Source organism: Burkholderia sp. A2 (assembly GCF_001729305.1).
Taxonomy (GTDB): Bacteria; Pseudomonadota; Gammaproteobacteria; order Burkholderiales; family Burkholderiaceae; genus Burkholderia; species Burkholderia sola.
In genome coordinates, this window is record NZ_LZXX01000092.1 from 19884 (window position 1) to 37920 (window position 18037).

Consider the following 18037-nt stretch of genomic DNA (forward strand, 5'->3'; position numbering starts at 1 on the left):
CGTCCCCCTGCGCCTAAAGGCGAAGGATTCCCACAGCTGGCGATGCACGTCCGCATCGGAGAATGATCAGCGCAGCATTGGTATCACGATAATGTGCGACACCACATCTACAGCAAGCTCACTCTCTTATTCGCAGTCCTGCGATACCTTTCAGCCGCGTCGTGCTGTCTTTCGATTCGCACGCCGAGCAAGACTGGGTAGAACCGCTTCCTTCGACTTTCTTGAACGTGGCTCCGTGCGTAATCGCCTTGTAGCAGAGCTTGTCCCGGAAAGACGACCAGAACGCGTCGTAGACGCTTTTCGCCATCCTGGTATTGGCGAGTTTCGTGGCCGACACGAGCCCATTCAAGTCGAATCCGTCGATCACCTCTTGTTCCACTTGAGCGCATGCTTCCGCGTGTCGTTGCAGAGGTTCCAGACGTAGTTCTCTACGCGGCTCGTTCAGCAAACCGTCGAGCGACTTCACCCGGTAGCTGTAGACAAGAACCATACCGGTGATCTTAACCCGTGGAAGAAGCTGCCTGTCAACAGCAATCCTTTCACTCCTCGCCACACCCCCAAAGGAAGTCCCCTTGGGAGAAAGGCCGGGGTTTCCAGGAGTAAATTTTGATGAAACTGCTCGGAACGATCGCGGCGGCCGCCGCACTCTGCGTGGCAGGCGCCGCCGCGCCCGCGATCGCGCAAACGAAGACGATCTACGTCGGCATGAACGGCGGGCCGATGGAAAAGGCCTATACGAGCCAGGTGCTGCCCGACTTCGAGAAGGCGAACAACGTGAAAGTGGTGATCGTGCCCGGCACGTCGTCGGACGTGCTCGCGAAGCTGCTCGCGAACCGCAACAAGCCGCAGATCCACGTCGCGTTCCTCGACGACGGCGTGATGGCGCGCGCGGTGAGCCTCGGCGTGTGCCAGAAGCTCGACGATTCGCCGGTGCTGAAGGAGCTGTACCCGTTCGCGCGGATGAAGGACGACGTCGGCGCGGGCGTGCAGCTCGGAATGACCGGCATCGCGTACAACAGGAAGCTGTTCGCCGAGAAAGGCTGGGCGCCGCCGACGTCGTGGATGGATTTCGCCGATCCGAAATACAAGGGCAAGGTCGTGTTCCAGTCGGCGTCGAGCAGCACGTTCGGGCTGCACGGCTTCCTCGCGATCAACCGGCTGCTCGGCGGCAACGAGCAGAACGTCGAGCCCGGCTTCGGCAAGTGGGCGAGCACGGTCGGCCCGAACGTCGTCGAGTACATCCCGAACTCGGCGAAGATCTCCGAGATGGTGCAGACCGGCGAGGCCGGCCTGTTCCCGCTGACGCCGACCGGCGTCGGCGACCTGCAGGACAAGGGCATCCCCGTCGCGTATGCGAACCCGAAGGAAGGCCCGGTGCTGCTGCTCGTCGACCTGTGCGTGGTCGCGAACAATCCCGATCCGCAACTCGCGCAGAAGCTCGCGCAGTTCCTGCTGTCCGCGCCCGCGCAGACGAAGGCGGCCGAGGCCGGCAAGCAGATTCCGACCAACCGCCTCGCGAAGATGCCGGCCGCGATGCAGCAGAGCCTCGGTAACGTCGATGATCTGGTACGCAAGGTGACGGTGGTCGACTGGACCGCGATCAACGCGCGTCGCGCGCAGTGGGATACGCGCTGGAACCGGCAGATCGAGCGGTAAGGGGCGCAGGCGCGCGCCGGCACGGAGCCCGCGCACCACGACCATCATTTGCGGGAGTGATGACACTCCCCTTTTTCTGCGGATTTGACCGGGGAGCGGTGGGCCGACAACACTAGCCCGCAGTGCCGCACAAGACGGCACGCGCCCGCCTCCCCCTTCAGAGTCCGCCATGTACCCGACCGACACCGTGCAATCCCCGAGCGCCGCCCGGCCGCTCGCCGACCGGCAGCTACGCCGGATCGTCATCGCCTCCGTCGCCGGCAACGCGATGGAATGGTATGACTTTTTCGTCTACGGCACGGCCGCGGCGCTCGTGTTCGGCCACGTGTTCTTTCCGCCCGGCGCCTCGCCGCTCGCCGGCAGCCTCGCCGCATTCGCGGCGTTCGCGCTCGGCTTCGTCGCGCGGCCGCTCGGCGGGATCGTGTTCGGCCACGTCGGCGATCGCTACGGCCGCAAGGCGTCGCTCGTGTGGACGCTGCTGATCATGGGTGCGTCGACGTTCGCGATCGGCCTGCTGCCGACCTATGCACAGATCGGCCTGTGGGCGCCGGCCGCGCTCGTCGTGCTGCGCCTGCTGCAGGGCATCGCGTCCGGCGGCGAATGGGGCGGTGGCGTGCTGATGATCAGCGAGAACGCGCCGCCCGAGCAGCGCGGCTATTACGCGGCGTGGAGCCAGCTCGGCGTGGGCGGCGGCTTCGTGCTGTCGTCGGCCGCGTTTCTTGCCGCGCAGGCGCTGCCGGACGACATGTTCCGCACGTGGGGCTGGCGGCTGCCGTTCCTCGCAAGCATCGCGATCTTCGCGATCGGCATCTATATCCGCCGCCATCTGCCGGAAAGCCGCGACTTCGAGCAGGCCGGCAAGCGCGGCGCGCATACGCATTTGCCGATCGTCGAGTGCATCCGCCGCCATCCGAAGGAAATCCTGCTGGCGATGGGGCTGCGCGTGGCCGAGAACGGGGGCGCCTACATCTTCCTCGCGTTCTCGCTCGTCTACGGCAAGTACGTCGGGATTCCGAACGGCACGATGCTGACCGGCGTGATGATCGCGATGATCGTCGAGATGGGCGCGATGCTCGCCTGGGGCCGTTTGTCCGACCGGATCGGCCGCAAGCCCGTATACCTGATCGGCGCGCTGAGCCTCGTCGCATGCGCGTTTCCGTTCTTCTGGCTGCTCGACACGCGCGTGACGCCGCTCGTGTGGCTCGCGCTGACGGTCGGCACGGCGGTGAGCCACGGCGCGATGATCGGTACGCTGCCCGCGCTCGTCGGCGAGCTGTTCAGCACCGAGGTACGCTACTCGGGCGTCGCGCTGGGCCATGAAGTCGCGTCGATCTTCGCGGGCGGGATGTCGCCGCTGATCGCGACCGCGCTGCTTGCGCGCTATCACGCGTCGTGGCCGGTGTCGCTGTTCCTCATTGCGCTCGGCCTCGTCACGGTCGCGACGCTGTGCGTGATGCGCGAGACGCGCACCACGCCCCCCGACGGTTCGCGCGGCAACGAGGCATGACCACGCGACGCTCAGCGCCCGGCGTCGCGCCGCGCGCTGTCGAACGCCGGCGCCAGCCCGAGATGGTCGAGCAGCCGCGCGAATTCGCCGAGCCGCTGGCGCATGTACGCAGGCACGTCGACCGCCGCATAGTCGTGAAAGCCGGCGCCCGTGCGCACGCCGTCGCGCCCGGCTTCCATGTTGCGCACGACGCTCGCGGCCGGCGCGAAACGCGGGCCGATCTCGCCCGCCAGGTACTGCGACGCGTAGTACAGGATGTCGCAGCCGCCCCAGTCGATGAATTCGAGCAGCCCGAGCACCGCGAAGCGCGGGCCGAAACCGGTGCGGATCGCGGTGTCGATGTCCTCGGCGCTGGCCACGCCCTCCTCGACCATCCGCGCGGCCTCGTTCATCGCGAGCGCCTGGATGCGCGGCACGATGTAGCCGGGCGCCGGCCCGCAGATCACCGGCTTCTTGCCGACGCGTTCCAGCAGCGCCGCGAGCGCGTCGACGACGGCCTGATCGGTCGCATCGCCGCGGCTGACCTCGACGAGCGGCATCAGCAGCGCGGGATTCAGCCAGTGTGCGTTCAGCATTCGCGCCGGGTGCGCAACGTGGCGCTGCAATTCGGTGACGACGAACGTCGACGTGGTCGACGCGATCGTTGCGTGCGCATCGACGTGTTCGCCGAGCCAGCGCAGCGCGTCGGCTTTTGCATCGAGCACTTCGGGCAGCGCTTCGAACACGATATCGGCATCGCGCACCGCATCGGCCGCGCCGTCCCGCGCCACCAGTGCGATACGCGCGACGACGGCGTCGGCCTGCACGGCATCGATGCGGCCCAGCGCGAGCTGCGCATGCAGCGGCCGGGCGATCTCGTCGCGCGTGCGATCGTCGAACGCGCGACGGCCGGCCGCATCGCGCGGCTTGAAATCGATCAGCGTCACGTCGAGGCCCGCGAACGCGAACACGAGCGCGATGCCCTGCCCCATGCGTCCCGCGCCGAGCACGTGGATGCGCGTCACATCGGCGGCGGCCTTCATGCCGCGTACCCCACGTCGAGCAGCGCGCGCAGCGCGTCCTTCGACAGCGCCGCGAGCCCGAGCCGCTCAAGCGTGCGGCCTTCCGCATACAGGTCGCGCACCGCGACCACGCTCGCGACGCTCAGCAGCCCCTGCGCGACGGGCGTCGGCACGCCGGCCCAGCGCCCGCACGACACGATGAACGACAGCCCGATCCGGGTGTCCTCGAGCATGTAGCGATGCGTGCGCAGATCGATCTTCTCGCGCCAGTCGCCGCTATCGGTCAGCTTGCCGTGCGCGCCGCGCCCGTACATCCATTCGTCGCCGTCGGTCGCGTAGTGATCGGCGAGCGGGAAATGCGGCGCACGGTAGCCGAGCGCTTCGCGCACCGCGATGCGTTCGGCGTCGAGCGCGTTCGTCACGCGGCGGATCGACGGCTGCGTGCCTTCGTTGTGGATGTCCCACGCGTCGAAATGTTCGAGCGGCCCGGCGTTCATCAGGATCAGCGGCGGATGGATCACCGGGCCCGCATTCATCAGCGCGCCGGACAATGCATCCTCGACCGGCTCGACCGACGGATAGCCGGCGCGCAACACGTCGAACGCCCAGCCGGCTGCGTTCGCCGGCCACACGCCGGTCGGCAGGCGCGTCGCGTACGCGCTGATCACGACATCGTTGTCGCGATGCTTGCGCACCAGGTACGGCAGCGTGCCTGTTTCGGCGAACGCAACGCGCGAACGGTTACCGGCGTCGGCCGCCGCGCGGGCGAACACGACGCTGCCGAACGTGCCGGGCGGCAGGAACACGACCTGGCCGTCCTCCAGCAGCGGCGCGACCTGCGCGGCGAGCGCGTCGTGCGACGTGGCCGGCAACGGCACCACGACGAGCCGCGCGCCGTGCAGCGCGGCGGGCAGATCGTCGGTCAGGCGGATCGCGCCCGGCGCATCGCCGAGCGGCACCGCGCGCTTGCCGCGATAGTCGGTGACGTTCAGCACGCCAAGCGCGCGCAGCCGCGCGTGCGGCTCGCGATCGCGCCGCCACCACGTCACGTCGTGGCCTTTTTCGAGCAGGTCGATGGCCGCCGCATGGCAGCCGTGGCCGCCGCCCAGAACACATACCTTCATCGTCTTCTCCTGGTGATCGAGTACGTCCGAGACTACGCGGCCGCCTGCGCCGCGTCGCTTCAAAACACGCAACGACGCGCCCGTTCGCGCAACGCAATCGCGAGGCCGCGCAAGCCGACGCGCCCCTGCATCCGCTACGAGGTCTATCAATGGACATCGCCCTTTCCCGCCATGCGCCGAACCGGCTCGGCACACTGCACGCCCCCGACGAAGTCGAACGCGCGGTCGCGCACCGGCTCGGGCCGCACCGGATGGCCGCGTGCGGCCGCGATCCGTTTCGCGCGGAGCTGTACGAAGTGCCGCTGCGTCACGGTGCGCTGCTCGAACTCAGCTACGGACGCGAAACGCGCATCGAATTCGGCGACGACGCCGATCACTTCCTGTTCCGGCTGACGCTCGCCGGTGCGTGCGAGCTGCAGGCCGGCAGCGTCGTCGCGCGCGCCGGCCCCGGCGAGTTGACCGTGTCGTCGCCCGCGCTCGCGAGCCGCCTGCGTACGAGCCCCGATTGCCGCAACCTCGTGCTGCGGCTCGAGCGCGGCGCGCTCGAACGCAAGCTGCAGGACATGCTTCACGCGCCGCTCGCGCGACCGCTGCAGTTCGACGTGGCAGCCGGTGGCGCCGGCGCGGGCGGCGCGCTCGTGCTGCCGACCTTCGAATACCTGTGCCGGCTGGGCGCGCAGCCGGGCATCGGCACCGCGTCGCCGGTGTTCGGCGCCGACCTCACCGCGTGGCTGATGTCGCTGCTGCTCACGCACCTGCCGCACGCTTACAGCGACGCGCTGCTGCGCGGCACGCCGCCGCTGCCGGCCCATGTGCGGCGCGCGTGCGCGCATGTCGATGCACACCTCGGCGAACCGCTCGCGCTCGCCACGCTGGCGGCCGTCGCGGGCGTCGCGCCGCGCACGCTGCAGCATGCGTTCCGCGCGTTCCTGCACACCACGCCGGCCGCGTACGTGCGCGAACGCCGGCTCGCCGCCGTGCATGCGGCGCTGCAACGCGGCAACGCGCGCAGCGTGACCGACGTGCTGATCGCGCACGGCATCCATGGCTTCGGCCATTTCGCGAAGGCGTATGCGCGGCGTTACGGCCACGCGCCTTCCGTCACCGCGAGGCAGACACGATGACGCTCTCCGCTTCCGGCCGCCCGGCGGCCCCGGCCCGCCCCGAACCCGCGCCGCACGACAGCGACTCCGCCGACGGCCTGCGCGTGCAGGATCTCGATCTCAACCTGTTGAAGACGTTTCGCGCGGTGTATGAAGAGCGGCACGTCGGCCGCGCGGCGCTGCGGCTCGGCGTCACGCAGCCGTCGGTCAGCTACGCGCTCGGCCGGCTGCGGCTGATGTTCCGCGACGCGCTGTTCGTGCGCACCGGCACCGGCGTCGAGCCGACCCCGCGCGCGCAACGGCTCGCGATCTCGGTCGACAAGGCGCTCGCGATCCTGCAGGACGTGCTCGACGAAGGCTCGCGCTTCACGCCCGACAGCACGCAGCGCGTGTTCCGCCTGCACATGAGCGATTTCGCGGCGAGCGCGTTCCTGCCGACGCTGCTCGGCGCGCTCGACCGGCGCGCGCCGGGCGCGGTGATCGAGACGCTGCACGTCGACGAATGCCAGCTCAACGTCGCGCTCGAATCGGGGCGCATCGACTTCGCGCTCGGCCATTTCGCCGATGCGTCGAGCCACTTCCAGCGCACCGCGCTGCTGCACGAGCGCTGCGTGCTGCTGATGCCGCGCCGTACCGCGCAGCGCGCAGGGTTGCCCGACGGTTTCGTGCTCGACGGCACGGCGCCCGATGCGCTGCGCTTCGTCGCGGTCACGTCGCATCCGCAGTCGATGCAGCTGCTCGAACGGCACGAACTGATGCCGCGCGTGCGGGCGGCGCTGCCCGACTTCATGGTGGTGCCGGCGCTGCTGCAGGACGGCGATTACGCGCTGATCCTGCCGGAAACGATCGCGATCACGTTCGCGGCGCGCCAGCCGTGCGTGCTGTACGAGATCGCCGGCGCCGGCGAATGGGCCGTCAACGCGTACTGGCATCGCCGCTTCGACGCGGACCCCGGCCATCGCTGGCTGCGGGCGCTGCTGCTCGAGCTGTTCAACATCGGCGAGCAGGCGCCGTTCGATGCGTGGCTCGCGCCGCAGCCGCCCGCCTGCGCGTAGCGGCGCGGGCGGGCCCGCCGACACGCTCAGAACGACGTGAGAATGCCCGCGACGAGCGAGCTCGCGGTCGCGCCCGGCTTCGCCACCGCGACACCGCCGCCCGCCGCGCCGTTGACGACGAAGCGCGCATGCGCGCCGTTGCGCACCATCGCGGCGCCCGTGTACAGCACCGTGCGCTTCGACAGCGGGTAGTCGAAGCGGATGCCGTACGAATCGGCATTGCCGTCGCTATCGGCCACCTTCCGGTAATGGCCGACGCTCAGCAGCAGCGATGCGCGGCCGATCGGCACCGTCGCGCTGAGTTCGACGATGTCGCTGTGCGGATACGCGCTCTGGCTGTCGATCGCGGTCGCGACGTCGGGGCCGCCGCGATGGCGCATATACAGCGCGGCGATCTTCACGACGTTGAAGTCGTACGAAATCGCACCGAGCGTGTAGTTGCCGTTCGCGGCCGTGCTCGTGGCGCCGAGCGTCGATGCGGCGACCGGGCTGAACTTCTGCTGCATGGTGTCGACGTCGACCGACAACCCGCCGCGCACGTAGTTGATGCCGGCGCCGTACGTATCGCCGAGCGTCGCCGGCTGCCCGGCCGCGCCGTTGGCGCCGCGCGCGGCCATCGCACGCAACAGGAAGCCCGCGTAGCGCGGCGACGTGTAGCGCATCGAGTTGCGCACGCGCAGGAACGCGGGCCCGACGAAGTTGTTGGTCGCGTTGCCCCATGCGAGCCCCGCGCCGAGGCCTGGCAGGCTGTACGTGACGAGCGTCGTATGCAGGATCGTGTACAGCTCGCCGAACTGCACGCCGCCGAACGGCCCCGTGATGCCGACCCACGCTTCGCGGCCGAACAGCGCGCTGCTGTTCGACAGCGCGCCGCTCGCCGCGTTGAAGCCGTCCTCGAGCTTGAAGATCGTCGCGTAGCCGCCGCCGAGATCCTCGACACCCTTCAAGCCCCACTGCGACGCCCACAGGTTGCCGCTGCCCATGCGCGTCACGTGGTTCGGCCCGGCGTTCGCGTATTCGATCGCGGTGTCGATGCGGCCGTAGAGCGTCACGCTCGATTGCGCGACGGCAGGCAGCGCGTTGCACGCGAGCAGCGCGGCGAGCGGTACGGCAAGCCGGAAGGCCCGCCCGTTCGAATGGTTCATCTGCGTCGTCCCGTAGAAGTTGCGGCGCCTGTCGGCATCGCGCCGCTTGATGTGAAGCGCGTTCGCTTTCAGATACGAACGCTGCCGATCAAAACCGGCCCGAGTCTAGGAACGACAATTTCGGACGTCGACGCAATGCGCTCTATAACGCTTATAGACGCGCCGCATGACGCGCACGGGCCCCGCCGCACGCGCGCTGCGCGGCGGGCCGCGCGCACGGCCTCGGTGTTTTCTTTATCCGGGTCGGTAGATGTCCGTGTGGCGCGGCTGTCACTCCGGCTATGGCGGCCGAATTTGGCCGACTACGCTGCGTCACCGATCGTGTCATCCGCACGCTTTCGCGCCCGCGACGGCGCCCGGCCCGCGAGGCCGATGCCGCGCTTTTCCACCGCCCGCTCCTGGAGAACCCGCATGTCCGCATCCACGGCCCGCGCTGCCGACGGCAAGCGCTATACGTACGAATGGTATGTCGTCGTCATCTGCATGCTCGCGTACATCTTTTCGTTCGTCGACCGCCAGGTCCTCGTGCTGATGATCGAACCGATCAAACGCGACCTGCACCTGTCCGATACGCAGTTCAGCTTGCTGAACGGCTTCGCGTTTTCGCTGTTTTATGCGGTGATGGGGCTGCCCGTCGCGTATCTCGCCGACCGCTATGCGCGCCCGCGCATCATCTCGCTCGGCATCGCGCTGTGGAGCGTCGCGACCGCCGCGTGCGGGATGAGCCAGCACTTCGTGCAGATGTTCGTCGCGCGGATGGGCGTCGGCGTCGGCGAGGCCGCGCTGTCGCCCGGCGCGTATTCGATGCTCGCCGACTACTTCCCGAAGGAGAAGCTCGGGCGCGCGATCGCCGTGTATTCGCTCGGCTCGTTCATCGGCGGCGGCATCGCGTTCCTGATCGGCGGCTACGTGATCGCGCTGCTCAAGCACGCGAGCGCGTTCACGCTGCCGGTGGTCGGGCAGGTGCATGCGTGGCAGGTCACGTTCCTGATCGTCGGGCTGCCGGGCATCCTCGTCGCGCTGCTGTTCGCCGCGACCGTGCGCGACCCGCAGCGCAAGGGGCTCGCGCAGGATCGCTCGGGCGCCGTGCGGCGCGTGTCGATGCGCGATTCGCTGCGCTTCGTCGGCATGCACCGCGCGACCTTCGCGTGCCACTACCTCGGCTTCTCGTTCTACGCGATGACGCTGTACTGCCTGCTGAGCTGGACGCCCGCGTTCTATATCCGCCGCTTCGGGATGACGGCCGTCGAAGCCGGCTACACGCTCGGCATCGTGCTGCTGGTCGCGAACACGGCCGGCGTGTTCTGCGGCGGCTGGCTCAACGACTGGCTGCTGCGGCGCGGCCGCGGCGATGCGCCGATGCGTGCCGGCGCGATCGGCGCCGCCTGCATGGTGATTCCCGCGACGCTGTTCACGCAGCTCGACAGCCTGCCGGCGTCGCTCGCGATGCTGGTCGTCGCGATGTTCTTCGCGTCGTTCCCGATGCCGACGTCGACCGCCGCGATGCAGACGCTCGCGCCGAACCAGATGCGTGCGCAGATCTCCGCGCTGTTCCTGCTCGTGTCGAACCTGATCGCGCTCGGGATCGGCACGACCGTCGTCGCGCTGTTCACCGATCGCGTGTTCGGCGCGCCGGCCGCGGTCGGTCATTCGATGTCGATCGTCAACGTCGCGGCGGCGACGCTCGCCGCGCTGCTGCTCGCCGTCGGCTGCCGCCACTATCGCCGCAGCCTCGAGCGTGAACGCGGTCATGCATCGGCATCGGCTTCGGCTGATGCTGCCGTCGACGGCGGCAACGCCATTGCCGCTCGCTGAAGTCGCGCGGTTCACCAATTGCGTGGTCGGCGCACCGGCCGCGCGATTGCCGCCCCGCTGAGCGGCGACGATCGGCACGCCTACCATCATCCATATCACTTATCCCAACATCACTTTTTAATCGATTTGATTTATGCGACGCCCGTCCCTATTCTCGACTGCATGACGGCGCGGGGCTCTGCCGCGCCGCGTTCTTCTACCCCACGGAATTTCCCCATGCAAGCGAACCGCCACCAGGTCCGGATCGACGCGCTGATCGACGCGGCGCAGGACATCCGCTGTTTCCGGGTCTCGCGCGTCGACGGCCAGCCGTTCGACGCGTACGAACCGGGCGCCCATATCGATGTCACCGCGCCGTCCGGCATCACGCGGCAATACTCGCTGTGCGGCAACCCCGACGAGCGCGGCAGCTATCTGTTCGCGGTGAAGAAGGAAGCGCAGTCGCGCGGCGGCTCGCGTTCGCTGCACGATGACGTGAGCGTCGGCGCCGAATTGTCGATCGGCACGCCGCGCAACCTGTTTCGTCTGGCCGATGACGCGAGCGAGCACGTGCTGGTTGCGGCCGGCATCGGCATCACGCCGCTGCTGTCGATGGCGTATGCGCTGCGCCAGCGCGGCGCGCGTTATCGACTGCACTATTTCGCGCGCAGCCGCGACCATGCCGCCTTCGTCGACGAACTGTCCGCCGAACCGTTCGAATCGCACGTGACGTTCCATTACGGCGTCGAGCCCGATGCACTCGCGGCCGAACTCGGCCGCTGCATCGAGTCGATCGACCTGGAAGCGCATGTCTATACGTGCGGCCCCGGGCCGTTCATGGATGCCGTTGTCGCAGCCGCGGCCAGGCGAATCCCGGAAAACGCGATTCATCTCGAACGCTTCGCGGCGGAGCCGTCCACATCCGTCACCACCGCGGACGCCGCGCCGGCAGAGGGCTTCGAAGTGCGCCTGCAACGCAGCGGCCAATCGGTGCGCGTCGCGCCCGGTACGTCGATCGTCGACGCACTTGCAAAGATCGGCGTCGAAGTCGATACGTCATGCGGCGAAGGCGTATGCGGCACCTGCATGGTGCCCGTCATCGACGGCGAACCCGATCATCGCGATCACTGCCTGAGCAAGGCCGAGCGCGCGAGCAACACCGTGATCTGCTGCTGCGTGTCGCGCGCGCGCTCGGCGGTGCTCGTGCTCGATCTCTGATGCGCCGAGCACGCCGACGTGCTGCCGCACGGATCCACTGATTGACTGACGGAAGGCGCCCGGGCGATGAACATTCAGCCACGACGGTAGCATCACGCGCGAGCCGCCTGCCGCACACCGCCGATCGTCATTCGTCGAAACGCTCGACGATTTCGGCGAGCAGCGCGCGCATCCACGCATTGCCTTCGTCCTCGTGGAAATGCTCGTGCCAGTGCATCGTCACCGGCGCGGGCGGCAGCGTGACCGGCAGGTCGTACAGGCGGAATGCGTTGTCGCGGTTCAGGATCTGCGCGAGCCGCCTCGGCAGCGTCGCATACAGATCGGTGACCGACAGCACACTCGGCAGCGCGACGAAGTGCGGCACCTCGAGCGCGATGTTGCGCCCCACGCCCTGCGCGCGCAACGCGTCGTCGAGTGCGTGGTGGCTATGCTCGACCGATTTCACGTTGACGTGCGCGGCGCGCACGAACTGCTCGAGGCTCAACGCGGCCGCCGCCGGCAGCCCGCGCCGGCGCCCCGTCATGCACACGTAGGTTTCCTCGAACAGCACCTGGTGGCGCGTACGCGGCATCAGCTCCGGCAGGTTGCCGATCGCGAAATCGAGCCGGCTCGCGCGCAGCGCCTCCTCGATCTCCTCCACCGGCAGCGGCTGCACGCTCAACGTCACGCGCGGCGCGCGCTCGCGCAGCGCCTGGCAGATCGCCGGCAGGTACGCCATCTCGCCGGCATCCGACAGCGACAGCCGGAACGTGCGCGTGCTGGTGGCCGGATCGAAGCGCTCCGCATAGCGCAGCGCGACGCGCACCATGTCGAGCGCCTTGCCGACGATGCCCGCGAGTTCGAGCGCGACCGGCGTCGGCTGCATGCCCGAACGCGTGCGCACGAACAGCGGATCGTCGAACAGCGTGCGCAGCCGGCCGAGCGAATAGCTGACGGCCGGCTGCGACAGCGCGAGCCGCTCGCCGGCCTTCGTCAGGCTGCGTTCGTCGACGATCGCCTGGAATACGCGCAACAGGTTCAGATCGAGATGATCGACCGATGTCATCGTGACCTCCATCATTTGCCGCATTTATTTGATTATCAATTTTAGATCAATTTGACCGATATGCGACAGAAGACGAGACTCGTCTCCGGACGCTGCGCACGGCGCGGCCCGATTTTCGCGACTCTTTCCCCACGACGACGATGAGCGACATTGCCTACCAGACGATCGACACCCGCGCCTTGCAGGGTCTCGCGCAGCCCGACCGCATCGCGCCCGCGATGTATCACGATCCCGCGCTGTTCGAAGCCGAGCTCGACCGCATCTTCTACCGCACCTGGATCTGGGTCGCGCACGAAAGCGAACTGCCGAACCCGGGCGACTTCATCACGACGACGATCGGCCGCCAGCCGGTGATCGTCGTGCGCGACAAGACCGGCGAGATCAACGTGCTGCAAAACCGCTGCCGCCATCGCGGCGCGACCGTGTGCGAATCGCACAAGGGCAACGCGAAGGGCTTCACGTGCCCGTATCACAGCTGGTCGTACGCGCTCGACGGCACGCTGCGCGCGCTGCCGTACGGCGACGGCTACGAAGGCGTGTGCGACAAGGGCGACCTGCCGCTCGTGAAGCTGCGCGTCGGTGTGTACCAGGGGCTCGTGTTCGCGAGCTTCAACGACGCGATCGAGCCGCTCGAGGATTTTCTCGGCGGCGCGAAGCCGTGGATCGACCTGTTCATGAAACAGGGCGCCGGCTACCCGATCAAGGCGAACGGCGAGCACAAGTTCAAGTTCAAGGGCAACTGGAAGATCCAGCTCGAGAACACCACCGACCTCTATCACTTCCCGGTCGTGCACAAGTCGTGGATGAAGTCGATCGACGACGAGACGGCCGCCGCGATCACGAGCTTCATGACGAGCGAGGACGCGTTCTGCCGCGCGCTCGGCAACGGCCACAGCCTCGCGGTGCTGATGCCCGAACTGATCGATCTCGACGACGACGACGGCGCACCGCTGCCCGAACGCTTCGCGCCGCTCGCGGCGAAACTCGCCGAACGTCACACGCCCGAGGAGGTGCGCCGTATCGTGCGCTCGCTGATGGGCGTCGGCTTCAACCTGAACCTGTTCCCGAACCTCGCGCTGTCGATGGCGTTCTTCCGCGTGCTGCGGCCGATCTCCGCGAACGAAACCGAGATCCGCCACGTCGCGCTCGCAATGGATGGCGGCCCCGACGAAGCGAACCGCGAGCGGCTGCGCATCCACGAGCACTTCCAGGGCCCGTTCGGCTTCGGCAGCCCCGACGATGCGGAAGCGTGGGAGCGCGTGCAGCGCGGCGCGCAGGCGGGGCCCGACGTGCCGATCCTCGTGAATCGCGGGCTGAACCGCGAGACGACCGCCGCGAACGGCGAAAAGACCGCGCATGCGACCGACGAGACCGGCATGCGCGAAGCCTACCGGCAATGGCGCAACATGATGGAGCAGCAATGATGGACGACCGCAACGCCCTCTTTTCCGAGCAGACCTTCGCCCGCGCGGTCGAATTCGTGTGGCGCGAAGCCGAGATGCTCGACCGCCGCGACTACCGCGCGTGGCTCGACCTGTGGGACCCGGCCGGCCACTACGTGGTGCCGATCGATCCCGACGCGACCGATTTCGCGGCGACGCTGAACTACGTGTTCGACGACCGGGACATGCGCGAGAAGCGCGTGCAGCGGATGGTGTCCGGCTATTCGGCGTCGGCCACCGACGCGGCGCGCACGGTGCGCACCGTGTCGCGCTTCACGCGGGAAAGCGGCAGCGCCGATACCGTCGAGCTGAAATCGGCGCAGGTCGTGGTCGCGTACAAGCGCGGCGTCGCGACGCTGTTCGCGGCCGACGTCACGCACAAGCTGCACGTCGATGCCGAAGGCGAGATGCGGATCGCCGAAAAGGTCGTGCGCCTGATCGACTCGACCGAAGCGCTCAGCGCGATCGGCTTCCTGCTGTAAGCCGCGGCCGGTTCACCGTCGCCAACGCAACGGTGAACCGGGCACCTTCACCTGTGAGCGGCTGCCGGTTCGCCGTCTCCCGCGCAAAGGTGAACCGGTCACCTTCACCTTTCCGGACCCTCATGCCCACACTCGAAGTTTTCCTGCCGGCCGGCCACGACGACGCACGCAAGGCCCAACTGATCGCAAGGCTCAGCAACGCGACCGTCGACGCGATCGGCGCACCGATCGAATCCGTGCGCGTGCTGCTCACCGAGCTGCCCGCGACGCATATCGGCCTCGGCGGCCGCAGCGCCGCGGACGGCGCGCCGCCGTCGCTGCCGGTGATCGTCGCGATCCTGATCGCCGGCCGCACCGACGCACAGAAGCGCGCGCTGATCGCCGCGCTGTCCGATGCGGGCGCGGACGTGCTCGACGCGCCGCTGCAGGCGACGCGCGTGATCATCAAGGACATTCCGAACACCGACTTCGGCATCGGCGGCCAGACCGCGCGGGCGCTGGGGCGGTGACCATGCGTCGCGCGTCGCCGCCCCGCCGCACTGCGCCCAAGCGGTTGCGCTTACCCGTCGGCGAGCGGCAGCGTCACGCGGCAGTCGAGCCCGCCGCCCGCGGCCGGGCTCGCGGCGATCCGCCCGCCGTGGCGCGTGACGATGCTCTTGCACAACGACAACCCGATTCCGTTGCCGCCCGCCTTCGACGACGAGAAACCGTCGAACAGCCGGTCGTGCGCGCCGGCGTCGATGCCCGGCCCATTGTCGATCGCATGCAACTCCGCATGGCCGGCCACGTTCGCGGTGCCGAGCGTCAGCGTGCGCGGCACGCGCTCGCAACCGGCGAACGCCTCGATCGCATTGAACGCGAGATTCAGGATCACCTGCCCGATCAGCACGCGCTCGCAGCGGATCGGCAGCGGCGCGTCAGCCTGCACGATCGCCACCGTCACGCCGGCCTCCTTCGCGCGCAGCTCGATGAAGTACGCGACGTCCGCGAGGATGTCGCGCAGGTCGGCCCGCGCGACGACCGGCTCGCGCTTCACGATGAATTCGCGCACGCTCTTGATGATCAGCGCCGCATGCTCGGCCTGCCGGTCCGCGCTGCGCAGCCCCCAGATCGCGTCGTCGACGGCGCCGTTGCCGTTCAGCCGCCGCACCGCGCCTTCGATGAAATTGCGCACGGCCGCGAGCGGCTGGCTCAGTTCGTGCGCGATCACGGTCGCCATCTCGCCCATCGCGTTGTAGCGGCCCGCGTATTCGAGCATCCGCGCCTCGGCGCGCCGCGCGTCCTCGATCGCGACTTCGTCGCTCACGTCGCGAAACTGCACGAGCAGCCCGTCGAGATCGCCTTCGATCTCGACCTGCCGGCACAGGATGCGCAGCCAGCAGGCGGAGCCGTCGCGCCGCACGATCCGGTAGCGCTGCGGCGCGGACGGGCACGCGGACGGCGCGTCGCGCAACTGCGCGACGAGCCGGTCTCGATCGGCCGCGGAGCAATAGTCGAGTACCTCGCCGAGCGGCTCGTCGGGCGCGAGCCCGAGCACGCGGCGGCCCGACTCGCTGATGAACTGCACGCCGCCGTGCGGCGTCACGACCGCGATGCCTTCGTCGAGATCCTGCATGAACTCGCGCAGCCGCGCCTCGTAGCGGCGCAACTGCTGGCGGACCGCCTCTTCCGCGCTGATGTCGCGGAACTGCACCATCACGACGTCGCGCCCGCGCAGCGGCACGTAGGTCGCGGTGGCCTCGGACAGCATGTCGACGCCCGTACGCGAGCGATAGCACCATTCGTACACCTGCGGGCCGTCGACGAGCGCGCGATCCCATGCGCTCACCGCGATCTCGCGCCGGTACTTCGGCTCGGGGCGCGTCATGTCCGGCGCCTTCAGCGGCAGCAATTCCTCGACGGAAAAGCCGAGCGCGATGCACGCGGCGCGATTCGCCCATACGATCGCCCGGGTGCGCGCGTCGTGCAGCAGCACGCAGGTGGTCAGCGCGTCGAGCAGCCGGTGGAAATCGTCTTCGTCGGGAAAACTCATGATCGGATTCGGAGGAAGGCGCGCGGCATCGCGCGGCCGGAAACCCAACATAGCACCGGCGCGCGCCGATCGCATCTGAAGATTTCTTTAGGCCGGCACGGAGCGTCACCAGTCGCGCGGCCCAACGCACCAATTGCTGCGTGTTTTCGGCGTTTCTAGACTGGCTGCACAGTCTTGCCCCCGCAACCGACACCGGAATCGCCCCATCCCCAGGAGACTTTCATGCCGCAAGCCGCCCTCGCCATCGAATCCGCGCCGACCTCGCCGCGCGCGGCCAGTCCCGCGGCCGCGCCGTTGTCGCCGCTCGACGCGGTGATCGAAACCGTCGCCGCGCGCCGCGACGAATTCGACCGGCTGTCGCACGTGCCGCGCGACGTGATCGCGCTGTTCAAGCAGGCCGGCATCTATCGCGCGGGCACGCCGCGCCGCTTCGGCGGCGATGCGCTCGCGCCGACCGCGTTCCTCGACATGATCGAACGGATCGCGACCGCCGACGGCTCGGCCGCGTGGGTCGCGAGCTTCGGCTCCGCGAACGTCTACCTCGCCGCGCTGCCGCTCGACACGCAGGCCGAGCTGTACGCGAGCGGCCCCGACCAGGTGTTCGCGGGCGGCCTGTTCCCGGTGCAGCCCGCGCAGGCCGCGCCCGGCGGCTGGCGCGTGAACGGCACATGGAAATTCGCGAGCGGCTGCAAGGGCGCCGACTGGCTCGGCGTCGGCATCGCCGTGCCGGGCGCGCAGGACGCCGCGCCGAACAAGCCGCGCACGGCCGTGTTCCGTGCCGCGGACGTCGAGATCGTCGAGAACTGGAGCGTGGTCGGCATGCAGGGCACCGGCAGCCACGACCTGCGCGTGAACGACCGCTTCGTGCCCGAGGCGTGGACCTTCGTGCGCGGCGGCGAACCGACCGTCGACGAGCCGCTGTACCGCTACCCGACCGTCGCGTATGCGGCGCAGGTGCTGGCCGTCGTCAACCTCGGCCTCGCGCGTGCGGCGCTCGACGTCGTGAACCGGATGTCGGGCGGCCGCCAGACGACGACCGGCGCACCGCGTCTCGCCGATCGCGCGTATTTCCGCATCGAGCTCGCGAAGGCCGAAGCGCAACTGCGCTCGGCGCGCGCGTTCTTCTACGACGCGACCGATTCGGTGTGGCAATCGATCCTCGCCGGCAACCCGGTGACGCCCGACCAGGTGAGCCTGCTGCGGCTCGCGGCCACGCAGATCGCCCGCGAAGGCGCGAGCGTCGTCGAACGCGCGTACCGCCTCGGCGGCACGGCGGCGATCTACCGGTCGCATCCGCTGCAGCGGCTGCTGCGCGATGCGATGGTCGTCACGCAGCACGCGTTCCTCGCCGAAGGCAACTTCGACGGCGCGGGCGCGGTCTTCACCGGCGTCACGCCGTTTCCCGGCTATCTGTAACCGGCATCGCCCGACAC

15 protein-coding genes and 1 pseudogene are annotated in these 18037 nt (G+C 68.8%); 10 read left to right on the plus strand and 6 right to left on the minus strand.

Annotation, left to right across the window (positions count from 1 at the left end; translation table 11 throughout):
* Nucleotides 1–13 precede the first annotated feature (13 nt).
* Nucleotides 14–343 (minus strand): annotated as a pseudogene (locus A9Z05_RS15540) (zinc ribbon domain-containing protein); the annotation flags it as partial.
* 266 nt (nucleotides 344–609) lie between these two features.
* Between A9Z05_RS15540 and A9Z05_RS15545 the strand changes: the two are divergent.
* Together A9Z05_RS15545 and A9Z05_RS15550 are read left to right on the plus strand one after the other, a co-directional pair.
* Nucleotides 610–1656 carry an ABC transporter substrate-binding protein gene (locus A9Z05_RS15545; protein ID WP_069618867.1) on the plus strand — a complete coding sequence of 349 codons (1047 nt, stop codon included), beginning with the start codon at nucleotides 610–612 and terminating at the stop codon, nucleotides 1654–1656.
* 169 nt (nucleotides 1657–1825) lie between these two features.
* Nucleotides 1826–3163, plus strand: a complete 1338-nt coding sequence (locus A9Z05_RS15550) for an MFS transporter (RefSeq protein ID WP_069618868.1) — start codon at nucleotides 1826–1828, stop codon at nucleotides 3161–3163.
* 11 nt (nucleotides 3164–3174) lie between these two features.
* Here the strand turns inward: A9Z05_RS15550 and A9Z05_RS15555 are convergent, their stop codons facing one another.
* Both A9Z05_RS15555 and A9Z05_RS15560 read right to left on the minus strand, forming a co-directional pair.
* Complete coding sequence (locus A9Z05_RS15555; protein WP_069618869.1) at nucleotides 3175–4185, minus strand: 3-hydroxybutyryl-CoA dehydrogenase; 1011 nt, start codon at nucleotides 4183–4185, stop codon at nucleotides 3175–3177.
* Nucleotides 4182–5288, minus strand: a complete 1107-nt coding sequence (locus A9Z05_RS15560) for an NAD/NADP-dependent octopine/nopaline dehydrogenase family protein (RefSeq protein ID WP_069618870.1) — start codon at nucleotides 5286–5288, stop codon at nucleotides 4182–4184. Before A9Z05_RS15560 ends, A9Z05_RS15555 begins: the two co-directional genes overlap by 4 nt.
* Nucleotides 5289–5437: 149 nt before the next feature.
* Between A9Z05_RS15560 and A9Z05_RS15565 the strand changes: the two genes are divergently transcribed.
* Together A9Z05_RS15565 and A9Z05_RS15570 are read left to right on the plus strand one after the other, a co-directional pair.
* Nucleotides 5438–6412 (plus strand): AraC family transcriptional regulator, encoded by a 975-nt coding sequence (locus tag A9Z05_RS15565; RefSeq protein ID WP_069618871.1) that lies wholly within the window; start codon nucleotides 5438–5440, stop codon nucleotides 6410–6412.
* Entirely contained in the window at nucleotides 6409–7446 is a 1038-nt protein-coding gene (locus tag A9Z05_RS15570) for a LysR family transcriptional regulator (protein WP_069618872.1), read from the plus strand. Before A9Z05_RS15565 ends, A9Z05_RS15570 begins: the two co-directional genes overlap by 4 nt.
* A gap of 26 nt (nucleotides 7447–7472) precedes the next feature.
* Here the strand turns inward: A9Z05_RS15570 and A9Z05_RS15575 are convergent, their stop codons facing one another.
* Complete coding sequence (locus A9Z05_RS15575; RefSeq protein ID WP_069618873.1) at nucleotides 7473–8591, minus strand: porin; 1119 nt, start codon at nucleotides 8589–8591, stop codon at nucleotides 7473–7475.
* A 411-nt stretch (nucleotides 8592–9002) separates the two neighbouring features.
* On the opposite strand from A9Z05_RS15575, the gene A9Z05_RS15580 reads away from it, so the two are divergent.
* Both A9Z05_RS15580 and A9Z05_RS15585 read left to right on the plus strand, forming a co-directional pair.
* Nucleotides 9003–10406: an MFS transporter gene (locus tag A9Z05_RS15580; RefSeq protein ID WP_069618874.1), complete on the plus strand. Its 1404-nt coding sequence runs from the start codon at nucleotides 9003–9005 to the stop codon at nucleotides 10404–10406.
* Between the two features lie 216 nt (nucleotides 10407–10622).
* Nucleotides 10623–11603 carry a PDR/VanB family oxidoreductase gene (locus A9Z05_RS15585; protein WP_069618875.1) on the plus strand — a complete coding sequence of 327 codons (981 nt, stop codon included), beginning with the start codon at nucleotides 10623–10625 and terminating at the stop codon, nucleotides 11601–11603.
* 127 nt (nucleotides 11604–11730) lie between these two features.
* On the opposite strand, the gene A9Z05_RS15590 is transcribed toward A9Z05_RS15585, so the two are convergent.
* Nucleotides 11731–12648 carry a LysR family transcriptional regulator gene (locus A9Z05_RS15590; RefSeq protein WP_069619060.1) on the minus strand — a complete coding sequence of 306 codons (918 nt, stop codon included), beginning with the start codon at nucleotides 12646–12648 and terminating at the stop codon, nucleotides 11731–11733.
* Nucleotides 12649–12788: 140 nt separating this feature from the next.
* On the opposite strand from A9Z05_RS15590, the gene A9Z05_RS15595 reads away from it, so the two are divergent.
* The 3 genes from A9Z05_RS15595 to A9Z05_RS15605 all read left to right on the plus strand — a co-directional run bounded on the left by A9Z05_RS15595 (nucleotide 12789) and on the right by A9Z05_RS15605 (nucleotide 15081).
* Nucleotides 12789–14072 carry a Rieske 2Fe-2S domain-containing protein gene (locus A9Z05_RS15595; RefSeq protein WP_069618876.1) on the plus strand — a complete coding sequence of 428 codons (1284 nt, stop codon included), beginning with the start codon at nucleotides 12789–12791 and terminating at the stop codon, nucleotides 14070–14072.
* A complete protein-coding gene (locus A9Z05_RS15600) occupies nucleotides 14069–14572 on the plus strand; it encodes an aromatic-ring-hydroxylating dioxygenase subunit beta (RefSeq protein ID WP_069618877.1) in 504 nt (167 codons plus the stop codon). Before A9Z05_RS15595 ends, A9Z05_RS15600 begins: the two co-directional genes overlap by 4 nt.
* 122 nt (nucleotides 14573–14694) lie before the next feature.
* Entirely contained in the window at nucleotides 14695–15081 is a 387-nt protein-coding gene (locus A9Z05_RS15605; RefSeq protein WP_069618878.1) for a tautomerase family protein, read from the plus strand.
* A gap of 50 nt (nucleotides 15082–15131) precedes the next feature.
* Here A9Z05_RS15605 and A9Z05_RS15610 read toward each other — a convergent pair whose 3' ends face one another.
* Entirely contained in the window at nucleotides 15132–16679 is a 1548-nt protein-coding gene (locus A9Z05_RS15610) for a sensor histidine kinase (protein WP_069618879.1), read from the minus strand.
* A 147-nt stretch (nucleotides 16680–16826) separates the two neighbouring features.
* Here A9Z05_RS15610 and A9Z05_RS15615 point away from each other — a divergent pair, with 147 nt between their 5' ends.
* A complete protein-coding gene (locus A9Z05_RS15615) occupies nucleotides 16827–18020 on the plus strand; it encodes an acyl-CoA dehydrogenase family protein (RefSeq protein WP_069618880.1) in 1194 nt (397 codons plus the stop codon).
* Nucleotides 18021–18037: the final 17 nt, after the last annotated feature.